At 56.5% G+C, this 827-nt stretch carries 1 pseudogene; it reads right to left on the reverse strand.

The features are described from left to right. Window positions 1-42: 42 nt before the first annotated feature. Window positions 43-827 (reverse strand): annotated as a pseudogene (locus tag NW858_RS08150) (malto-oligosyltrehalose synthase); the annotation flags it as partial.

Genomic DNA, 827 nt, shown 5'->3' on the forward strand with positions numbered 1-827 from the left:
CTTCCAGACCCTAACCCCTGCGGCAGCGGCTCCCTAGGTTCCTCAGCGAGATTGCCCCCACAGCAGCGCCACCGGGAAAGACTTGAGGACGGCGCCCACCGGCAAGGTGTCGCCAGCTGGGATCCCTTCTTGGGTGAGGCCGTTCACCCAGTCCAGCCGCTTCCAGCGCGGCAGTTGAATTTCCGTATCTTTCCAAACCAATTCCCCTAGGGGATCCTGCGTCTCGTCAATTAAGGAGGTTAAGAAGCGGGGGGCCACCACCAGGACGACTTGTTTGTCGTGCTGACGGGCAAAAGCGATGACGTGGTTGGCATAGGAGCCGCTTACTTGCAGGGGGATATAGCTGCCTTCCAGAAACAGTTGCGGCTGTTCCTGACGGCCCTTTAGCACCTGATGGATGAGAAACAGCTTAATGCGGCCGTCGTGGCGGTGGAGCAGAAGATCTTGGATCAGTTGCAGGGAATCCTGCTTAATTCGCCGCTGGATTTCCTCGAGGTAAGCTAGGCGACGGGAAAAGTCCACGGGCCGACGATTGTCGGGATCTACCATACTGAGATCCCACAGCTCCGTGCCCTGGTAGATATCCGGGATCCCAGGGCTGGTGAGCTTCAGCAGGGTTTGAGAGAGAGAGTTAAAGATGCCAAAGTGGGCAATTTTGCGCTGAAAGGGCAGGAAAGACTCCAGGAAGGGGCTTGAGGACTGCAGGATCTGATCGATGAAAGCAAGGGTGGCTTCTTCATATTCGGTATCGGGGCGAAGCCAGGCAGTGTGAACTTTGGCTTCCCGAACCGCTTTAATGGCGTAGTCTTTAACTCGCTGGATAAAGG

Source organism: Synechococcus sp. H55.10, assembly GCF_047502715.1.
Taxonomy (GTDB): Bacteria; Cyanobacteriota; Cyanobacteriia; order Thermostichales; family Thermostichaceae; genus Thermostichus.